We start from the raw sequence: 5703 nt of genomic DNA on the forward strand, positions 1-5703 counted from the left end.
CGCTGAGACCGTACTCGGAGTGACCGCGAGGCTATCCGGTATACCGGGGATGCCGATTATCGGCCCGGTCGGATATTTGGCGATTTCGCTGGCCTTGACCCAGGCCGGTGCGGCCGCGCTGCCCACCGCTAACCGCGCAGAGGTCAGGTTGAGCGCGGGGTAAAGCCGCCCGTCGATCTTGGCGTACACCGCGCCCGTGTCGCGGTTGCCGACGATCGCGGACTGGCCGACCAGCCCGGCAGGCTTCCAGATGTGCAGCAACGCCATCCAGCCCAGGCCGATGAGCACGAACACGATCGACAATGCCACTGCCGCTTGCTGTTTGCGGTCGTCGTGTTTCATCCGCACCGAGAACCGCGTGATCGCCGCGCGCAGGCGGCGGTTGTAGAACAGGTGACCCGAATTCTGGTCGCGGTTGGACAGGTTGAGTGGCATGGTCAATATCCTCTCGGCGCTCTACGCGCGTCCGCCTGCTGGACCAGCGCAACCAAGTTCTCGCCGGTCGCGGCGACGCCGTAGCGATGCATCACATAGTTCATCGACGCGCAAATGTTCGCGACGGGATCATAGATATTGGTCGAGGTGCCCGGTTGGTGATAGCGCGCGAAGGTGGCCGGGATCGTTTGCGTGATACCGCGTGCGTAGCCGAGACCGTGACCATCGGATTGCGGCGGGCCGACGGCAGTGGCCGGCTCGGATGCGACCGCACACGCACGCCCTCCGGATTCTCGAGCGATCAGCGTCTCGTAGCCGCGCAGCCAATTGCGCCGAGCCACAGGGTCGGTGATTCCCATGCGATCGAGCGCCTCGGCGATGCGCGCCCTGACATGCCCGGCCGGAAAAGACCTGTGGTATCGGACTGCGCTGAGCGGGATGGCCGTCGCCCCCGATGTCGGGCGGCTCGCCGCGGTGTGCCTCAGGTAGCCGAGTCGCCGCAGCCGCCGCGCCAGCAGCAGAGCCCCGTGACGTGATCGGCGAATGTGGCGTCGCTGCATCTGCAGGCGAGCCGCCATGCGGCGCAGTGCTTCTCGGCGCCCCAACGGCGTGTCTGCCCCAGGCATCGTGTCGCCGTGTGCGTCTTCGAGTACCGCCCGTGCGGCGCGGCGTCCTCGTGTGTGGTCGGCATGGGCGTCGGCCAACACCGCGGCCAGCTCGCCGTCGTCCGCGGCGTTGCTTCGCAGGACGTCAGCCATTCGCTGTGCCCGCCGGAGGGTGAACCGCGCCGCGTCGTGCTGCTGAAGCATCCGCTCGGCCTTGTCGCGCAGTTGGTGCGGCGTCTCCGGCAGGTCAGTGGCGGAGTGGCTGGCTCCATACAGGTCGTGGCCGCGGCTCAGCAGCTCCAGTGCACGAAGCACCAGCGGGTCCGACGTCACTGGACGCCTTTCCCGTAGCGGGCCTGGTTTTCGGCCTCCGCCTCTTCGCGCAGCGCCGCGATCGCCATGTTCAAGCGGTCAGCCAGCTCGCCGTGGGTATATCCGGTCATCACATTCGGATGCAGTGTCAACTCGACCAGTCGGCCGTCGGAGTTTGCGACGGCATGGATGTCGCCCAGGTCGACGCTGTAGGTCACGGTCTCGGCCTGCGCGACGAGGGCTTCCCATCTGTCGGCGGCCTCGCTCAGTTCGCGCAAAACCGATTCGACGAGGTCCTTATCGCTCAACTTCGCCCGACTGCTCGGCCCCGGCACGATGCCAGTATCACGACCCCTCCGACCAGCGTCAATTCATACCGTCTATCAGACATTGGCTGTTGGACACTACACGTGGCCGGGCGTGACGGTCTCGGCGACCTGCGCCGCGATCATGTCATGGCGTGCCGCTGAACCTGCTGGCCGGCGGGGCGCTGAGCACCTGGAACCAGGCGAAGTGATAGTTCGCTGAGAGTCGATCTCCGGTGGCGATGCCTTCGGTGGCCGCCAACAGCAGGCAGTTGAGCAGCCGCGCCAGATCGACATCGGGGTACTGCGCCAGAAGCTGGTATCGCGCGGTGTCGAGGTGGACCCGAAGCACGTCAAGTTCGGCCTCGACGACCCCGGTCCCCGCGGCGCCGGCTTTGGCCAGGGTGTGCACCATGCGCGGCAGGCCGTCGCGCCAGTGGGTGGCCTCGCTGAGCAGCCACCCGAGATCCTCGACTTCCGGCAGCTCACGGGGTTGCCGTGAGGATTCGGTCAGGGCGAAGTCGGTCGCCCAGCCCAACGAGTCGCCGGGGGAGTAGGTCGCCGAGACCATGGTGTGTCCCAGCAACGCTGCCGCGTTGCCCCTGCGTCGTCCAGGTTCGAGCAACCGCACACCGGCTGGCAAGGTGATGCCCGGCGGTATCCATCCGTACGCCAGGTCGGTGACGACGAGGATGGTCCCGTCGTCGCGAACGCCGACGGCCCACCGCAGTCCGGGCTCTTGACGGGCGACGAACTGCAGCAACCGCTGTAGGCGCTCGCGCTCGGTCTCCGCATCGGGTGGCGTCTCTTCAGCGTCGCTGACCAGAGTCGCCGGCGCAGCCACCTTCTCGAAGACATCGGTGTCGGCAGGCGATGGCTTCCCAAAGTCACCCGTGTCGTCGGCAGCCACCGCTTCGAAGACATCCGTGGCCTCCGCGCGCTGTGGCTGGAAGACATCTGTGGCGTCCGCGGGCTGCGCCTCAAGGATCTCGGTGTCGTCCGCGGCGTCCGTCTCGGGGACCGGGGTTGCCTCGGCGGGCTCGCTTTCGCGGGTGGGCGTGGCGTCGGCGTCCTGAACCTCCGCGACGTCGACCGCATCAGGCTCAGCGAAGTCGGTGAGACTGTCTGACTCGACGGCGTTAGGGACACCGACGGGCTGCGTCTCCGGTGTCGCCGTAGCGTCGGCGGCCTCTGGCTCATCGGCTTTCGGCTCACGGTGCTCGGCCTCGAGGGGCTCCGGCGGCACAGCCTCCACAGCCTCCGTCACGTCAGTGTCAACTGCGTCCGGCAGAGACGGGCTGCCCAACGTCTCTGGTTCGGTTTCTTCCGGTTCCTCGACCGGTGCCGCATGCTTGCCAGTCGAGACGGTTTCGGACGGCATTTGATCTTCCGGCGTCGCCTGGAAGCCGCCGTCTTTGATGTACTGCTGACGATCCTCAGCGGCAACATCGGTGGACCGCTCGACCGTCGGCGGCTCAACTGACGGCGGCTCAACCGTAGGTGGCTCAACTGGCGGCGGCGGCGTGGCGACCCTAAATCTCGGTGCCCCGGCGGCGAGCTGTGGGTGTCGGCCGGCGTCCCGACGGGCATGGGGCACGGTGTGTTCCTGCCTCATGCCGTGCAGATGCCGAACGGTCGACTCCACTCGCCGAGCCGCAAAAGCCCTGGCGGCGTTGATAACTCGCGCCTCCTCGGCCTGCCGTGCCGGCTCAGCCATCCCGGCCCGCCTGACCCGCATGAGTTCCTCGTTGGCCGACTTGACGATCCGCTGTAAGTCAGCCTTGAGATATTCTGCGACAGTAGCCGTTTCAGCATTAACCGTCGACAGTTCGGCAGGCCAAAGCCCGCCGATCACCCACGGGGTGCAGTCAACCGGAGAGCTGAAGGCCGGAATCGCGAGGGATTCCCGGGTCGCTCTCCGGAGGCGCTGGCGCGCCGTCTTTCGGCCGAAGATCGCCACCGGCACAGCGTACCGGTATCTGACGATTGCGCAGTTCGCTGCTGCTTCGCCTGCTCACCGGTCGTCGTCGTGGCGCGCGGCGCCTCAAACCGAGCCGCTCCCGCCATGACCGCGGATCGGTGCTGGCGAATAGGGCGGGGTGAATTGTGCGGGCGACAGGGCCGCAGTAGCGTGGGTGCGTGACCGATTCGGCGCTGCAACAGCAACTAGACGACGTCCGCATGCTGCTTGCTCGCGCGCGAGAGTTGTTCGGCGCCAACCCGATCGAGCCGCCTACCAACATTTCGCCGGATCCCGACGCCGTCAAGATTTGGCTGCGCTGAACCGTCGTTGGTTCAGGCGGTATCGCGTCGGGGGTGCAGTTCATGCGCCAACAACTTCTCGATCGCGACGTCAAGGTGATGTGCGGTGGGGACCTCCGCGGACGGGGTGTGCCCAGCCGCAACGATTTCGGTGCGGACTTCCGTCAGCGCCTTGAGATAGGACACATGGGCGGTCAGCAATATCCCCTCTGCCAGGGTCTGCGCGTCGGTGTCCATCGCCGCTTCGCTTAACGCGACGCTATGCGCGTACCCGCCCCGGCAGGACCGGAACAGGATGTGCCCGCTCGGGTGGACGGTGTCGAAGTTCGGGTTGGGGTCGGTCATCGACCGTCGTCAACGACGCTGCCCAGCTTGCGCGCGGCCTCATGCTCGTGCTGCTCCCACATGTCGGCCGACGCCCGCAGGTTGTGCGCCATCTCGGCGTGGTCGTCGGCTTGCTGTTCGTAGCAGCGCCGCCGGTGCTCAAGGAGTTCACGCCCGGTTTCGCGCAGCTCACTGAAGATCGGCCCAAGCGAGTCCAGGCTTTCTTGAATTGCTCCGTGCGACGACGGGATGTCCCGCAAATAGTCGGACACTTCCTGGTGGTGCCCAGCGGCTGCGCGCAAGCTCTCCGGCACCACATGAACTTGATCTGCCATCCACTATCTCCTCTTGAAGCGCCGGCGATCCTCGTCGGCGCACTGGTTCTGCCCTGTGCCGGTTGCCGCCGGCTGTCACGGTGACGTATCGACCGCGGCCGCCGGCCGGGTGGGTGCCGGTGTTTCGGCCTTGGCCGGTGCGTCCGCCGTCACTGGTGCCGGCGGGTGCTCCCAGCCTAGAAAGCTTGGCCCTTTGACGGTGGAGATGTGCTGAATCTGACCGTTCAGCAACGCTTTGCTGTTGCCGAGGGCGAGCGCGTGCCGATCTGCGAACATGCCGATATCTCCTGGCGCTAGGCGAGACGGATCGACCGGGTCGCTGACGGCGGTGCCAGGCGGGGGAATGGTGATGCCCTGCTGGTGAAACGCATCGGCAATAGGCGTGCCGCCGGCGGCCGCTTTGATCGCCGCGGCGAGCTGCGGGCTGGCAGCGGTGACAGTGTCGCCGGTGGGCAGCGTCACCGTCGTGGGTCCAGCCGGTTGCGGCTCGGGCGCGGCCGTTGGTTCAGCCGCCTTCTCATCGCCGCTCTCTTCTGGTTCGTCGGGTGACGGTTGCTCGGTCGACGCCAGCTCTTCGGGCCCAATCAGCGCGTCGTCCGGCCCCTCTCGTAACCGTTCCTTTGCGCTATCCGGCAGCAGTCCACCCAACGGAAACGCCCCCGGCATACCGAACCCCGGGAGGGACGCCGGCAGCGCGCCTCCAGCCGGCATCGCTCCACCGCCGAAGGCGGGAAAGCTTGGCATCGCCGGCGCCATCGGCGGTGCCGGCGACGGGTCCCGCCCCGTCAGATCGTCGGGAAGCAATCCGGGATCGTCTGCCAACAGCGCATCGAGATACGGGTCCATCCCCGTATCCGACGCTTGCGGGTCAGCGCTGGTTCCCCGCGATGCGCCGGCAACGGAGCGCGGCGGCTGCTGCCCAGCCGAACTCTGCTGCCCCGACCTCGAGCCGTTGTACAGCGAGGTCCATGCAGCCATCAGTGCAGACTTAGAAGTGTCGTCGAGGCCAGCGCTGGCTACCACTGCACGGATTTCTCGCAGCTTGCCCGTCAGGAAGCGCTGAAAGTCACGTGCGCCGGCCGGGGTGTCCAGATCGGTTCGCGTGCGCACCGCGGCCTCGACGTC

Annotated in this window: 8 protein-coding genes; 1 reads left to right on the forward strand and 7 read right to left on the reverse strand. The window is 67.0% G+C overall.

The annotated features are described in order from the left end of the window. The 4 genes from VFA16_RS20530 to VFA16_RS20545 all read right to left on the reverse strand — a co-directional run. A partial coding sequence (locus VFA16_RS20530) for a type VII secretion protein EccB (RefSeq protein WP_324969595.1) occupies window positions 1–435 on the reverse strand: 435 nt, incomplete at its 3' end. Between the two features lie 2 nt (window positions 436–437). Continuing rightward, the gene (locus VFA16_RS20535) at window positions 438–1373 is read right to left on the reverse strand and encodes a transglycosylase (RefSeq protein WP_324969596.1); all 936 of its coding nucleotides are present in this window, start codon (window positions 1371–1373) and stop codon (window positions 438–440) included. Beyond that, a complete protein-coding gene (locus tag VFA16_RS20540; RefSeq protein WP_414687778.1) occupies window positions 1370–1690 on the reverse strand; it encodes a DUF2710 family protein in 321 nt (106 codons plus the stop codon). The genes VFA16_RS20535 and VFA16_RS20540 overlap by 4 nt, the downstream gene beginning before the upstream one ends. A 115-nt stretch (window positions 1691–1805) precedes the next feature. Further along, window positions 1806–3395: a DUF5631 domain-containing protein gene (locus VFA16_RS20545; protein WP_324969598.1), complete on the reverse strand. Its 1590-nt coding sequence runs from the start codon at window positions 3393–3395 to the stop codon at window positions 1806–1808. A 401-nt stretch (window positions 3396–3796) separates the two neighbouring features. Between VFA16_RS20545 and VFA16_RS20550 the strand changes: the two genes are divergently transcribed. Beyond that, the gene (locus VFA16_RS20550; RefSeq protein ID WP_324969599.1) at window positions 3797–3940 is read left to right on the forward strand and encodes a hypothetical protein; all 144 of its coding nucleotides are present in this window, start codon (window positions 3797–3799) and stop codon (window positions 3938–3940) included. A gap of 12 nt (window positions 3941–3952) precedes the next feature. Here VFA16_RS20550 and VFA16_RS20555 read toward each other — a convergent pair whose 3' ends face one another. From VFA16_RS20555 to VFA16_RS20565, 3 genes are all read right to left on the reverse strand, one after another. Beyond that, window positions 3953–4264 (reverse strand): DUF2694 family protein, encoded by a 312-nt coding sequence (locus VFA16_RS20555; protein ID WP_324969600.1) that lies wholly within the window; start codon window positions 4262–4264, stop codon window positions 3953–3955. After that, window positions 4261–4578: an ESX-1 secretion-associated protein gene (locus tag VFA16_RS20560; protein ID WP_324969601.1), complete on the reverse strand. Its 318-nt coding sequence runs from the start codon at window positions 4576–4578 to the stop codon at window positions 4261–4263. Before VFA16_RS20560 ends, VFA16_RS20555 begins: the two co-directional genes overlap by 4 nt. A 75-nt stretch (window positions 4579–4653) precedes the next feature. Beyond that, window positions 4654–5703, reverse strand: a 1050-nt coding sequence (locus tag VFA16_RS20565) for a DUF4226 domain-containing protein (RefSeq protein WP_324969602.1), incomplete at its 5' end; no start/stop codon positions are given.

Origin of the sequence: Mycobacterium sp., from assembly GCF_035653355.1 — a bacterium.
Lineage (GTDB): Bacteria > Actinomycetota > Actinomycetes > Mycobacteriales > Mycobacteriaceae > Mycobacterium.

Coding starts and splice junctions, on each gene's coding strand:
- VFA16_RS20545 (WP_324969598.1), bottom strand. CDS start 3,395: ATGCGGGTCAGGCGGGCCGGGATGGCTGAGCCGGCACGGCAGGCCGAG.
- VFA16_RS20555 (WP_324969600.1), bottom strand. CDS start 4,264: ATGACCGACCCCAACCCGAACTTCGACACCGTCCACCCGAGCGGGCAC.
- VFA16_RS20560 (WP_324969601.1), bottom strand. CDS start 4,578: ATGGCAGATCAAGTTCATGTGGTGCCGGAGAGCTTGCGCGCAGCCGCT.